Annotated in this window: 1 protein-coding gene and 1 pseudogene; both read left to right on the forward strand. The window is 63.5% G+C overall.

The window, feature by feature from the left end; translation table 11 throughout:
- Positions 1 to 887 (forward strand): annotated as a pseudogene (locus tag Q8K49_RS00005) (tyrosine-type recombinase/integrase); the annotation flags it as partial.
- Positions 884 to 1,990 carry a transposase gene (locus Q8K49_RS00010; protein ID WP_305303381.1) on the forward strand — a complete coding sequence of 369 codons (1,107 nt, stop codon included), beginning with the start codon at positions 884 to 886 and terminating at the stop codon, positions 1,988 to 1,990. The pseudogene Q8K49_RS00005 and the gene Q8K49_RS00010, both read left to right, overlap by 4 nt.
- Positions 1,991 to 2,920 lie beyond the last annotated feature (930 nt).

The raw sequence follows: 2,920 nt of genomic DNA on the forward strand, positions 1-2,920 counted from the left end.
CACTTTGACCGGCAATACCAGACGCATCTCAAGCACCTCAAGCTCAAGGGGCTGCAACCCAAGACCATCGAGGCCTACTCGCGCGCCATCCGCCGCGTCGGCGACTACTTTGGCCAGCAAATCGACGATCTCTCCGAAGCCCAACTGACGAACTACTTCACCGACCTGGTGGCCACGCACTCGTGGAGCACGGTCAAGCTCGACCTGTACGGCTTGAAGTTCTACTACGCGCACGTCTTGAAGAAGCCCTGGGTGGCGCCCGGCCTGATCAAGCCGCCGAAGAGCCAGCGCCTGCCCGACATCGTCACGGTTGACGAGGCCGGGCGGCTGTTCGCCGCCACTCGCGTCGTCAGCTACCGGGTGTTCTACTTCACCCTCTACAGCCTGGGCCTGCGCCTGGGCGAGGGATTGCGGCTTCAGGTGGGCGATATCGATGCCGCGCACGGGCGCGTGCATATCCGCGACGCCAAGGGCAACCGGGATCGCTTCGTGCCGCTGCCGCACGCCACCCATGAACTCTTGCGCCGCTTCTGGGCGGTGCATCGCAACCCGGTGCTGCTGTTCCCCAGCCGCCACGGCGGCCTGAAGGCAGCGGCCACCGCCACCACGCCGATGGACGCCGGCGGCGTACAGACCACCTTGCACAAGGTGGTCGAGTCCTGCGGGCTAAAAAAAAGATCACGCCCCACTCGCTGCGCCACGCCTATGCCACGCATTTGATCGAGGTCGGCGTCGATCTGATCGAGGTACAGAAGATTCTCGGCCATCACTCCATTCTCACCACCGTCCGCTACACCCACCTGACCGACCAGACCAAGCATCACGCCATCGACCGCATCAACACCCTGATGGACGGCTTCGACATCGACTGGGGGAAGGTCAAATGATCCGCCTCGCCTCCATCGTCGGCGACTTCGAAGCCGACTTCCTGGCGCAATTCGGCACTCGGCTGAATGGCGACCACCTCCATGCGCTGGCGGCGATCCGCACCTGCCGCGGCCCGGCCAGCCCGATGATGCAGGTCCAGTGCACCGGATGCGATCACCAGAAGCTGGTGCCGCATTCCTGCGGCCATCGGCTTTGCCCGCACTGTCAGCACCACGAGAGCCAGGCATGGCTGGAGCGCCAGATGCAACGCCTCGTTCCGGCCGACTATTTCCTGGTGACCTTCACCCTGCCGGCCGAGTTTCGCGGGCTCGCGTCGGCACGCGCCGATGTCGTCCTCGACCTCGTGATGCGCTGCGCCTGGGACACGGTGCGCACCTTCAGCCAGAACGACCGGCAGTTGCAGGGCACGCCCGGTGCCATTGCCGTGTTGCATACCCACACGCGGCGGCTGGACTACCACCCGCATGTGCATCTCGTCGTCCCCGCCGCCGCGGTGGATGCGGCGAAGCAGCGCTGGCGACGCAAGCGGCGCACCCGGAAGGGCACCTACCTGTTCAACGAGAAGGCTCTGGCCAAGGTGTTCCGGGCCAAGCTGCTGGCGGCTCTGGAGGCCGCCGGTGTCCGTCTGCCGGCGCGTTATCCGCAGGAATGGGTGGCGCACTGCAAGGCGGTGGGCGCCGGCCAGAAGGCCCTGATCTATCTCGGCCGCTATCTGTATCGCGGCGTGATCCGCGAACAGGACATCCTCGCCTGCCACAACGGCCGGGTGAGCTTTCGTTATCGCGACGCCGAGACCGGCCGGTTGGAGAAGCGCTCGCTGGCCGGCGCCGATTTTCTCTGGCTGGTCCTCCAGCATGTGTTGCCCAGGGGTTTTCGGCGGGCGCGCAATTACGGGTTCCTGCACGCCAACTGCAAGCGCTTGATCGTCTTGCTGCATCTTCTGCTGCGTTTCGATCCGGCCCGCTTCGTTCCGCCGCGCAAGCTGCGCCCACTGGTGCGTTGCCCCTGCTGTGGCGCCGTGATGATGGTGGTCAGGACGCGCATTCGAGCGGCGCCAGCCGCTGCCGTCACGGACCCGCCGGTCAGCGGGGTGCTCTTCTGACCATGTAAGCCCAGACCTCATCGCTGGTCCGTCGCGTTCGGGACGTCAGTTCCCATAAGCTGAGCAACCCGGCTGCCCGGAATTCGGGGTTCGAGGCCTAGAAACCGCCCGTTTCGAGCGAATTTTGTTGTCTCGGGCCGTGGCCCGCCGGGACCTACCCCTCCCGGCGCGCCGCAGTTCATGCATTCGGGGTATTTCCAAAATAGATGTTTGCAGGGAGGCGAATCCAGCCTCCCAGGACCGGGCTCGTCCAACAAACGGTTCAGATCGTGGCTCGCTTCGCGATCACGATCTAACCTTATTCGTTGGGGGGCTGTAGTTCCTCGAACCTTGCAGAAACGAAAGCGGCGGCTTGCCAACGGTGGGCGGACGTTGGTTACCAGTGCCACGGTTACGTGGGGTTCCAGTGGGGGCTTTGGTTCGGCGGAAATTACGGCGGGGCCAAGGTTTGGCACACCCTGAAGCGCGAGGAAGCGCCGGGGATTATCTACACCGGCAACGTGCAACGGTGGGGCAACGAGTTCCACATTTACGGCCCGACTGCGATTGACGCGGTGAAAGGCCAATGAAGACCCCCAACGCTAACGTAACCGGCCTTGCGCCGGCACAGGAGGTAAATCATGAGTGAAGCGACGATTCCGGCGCAAGGTCCGGTTGACGTAAATGTTGGACGAAGCCGCTACGCGGAGAAGTGGCTTGCTGCGGCACCACGAATTATCCTGCACCTTCATCCCCTCAATCCCGAGGGAATGATTGTGCAATATTTCGTGAGGATAGACCAGCATGACTAACGACACTTCCACCCACTTTGACCGGCAATACCAGACGCATCTCAAGCACCTCAAGCTCAAGGGGCTGCAACCCAAGACCATCGAGGCCTACTCGCGCGCCATCCGCCGCGTCGGCGACTACTTTGGCCAGCAAATCGAC

This window comes from Brevundimonas sp. (genome assembly GCF_030682035.1).
Lineage (GTDB): Bacteria > Pseudomonadota > Alphaproteobacteria > Caulobacterales > Caulobacteraceae > Brevundimonas.

Coding starts and splice junctions, on each gene's coding strand:
- Q8K49_RS00010 (WP_305303381.1), top strand. CDS start 884: ATGATCCGCCTCGCCTCCATCGTCGGCGACTTCGAAGCCGACTTCCTG.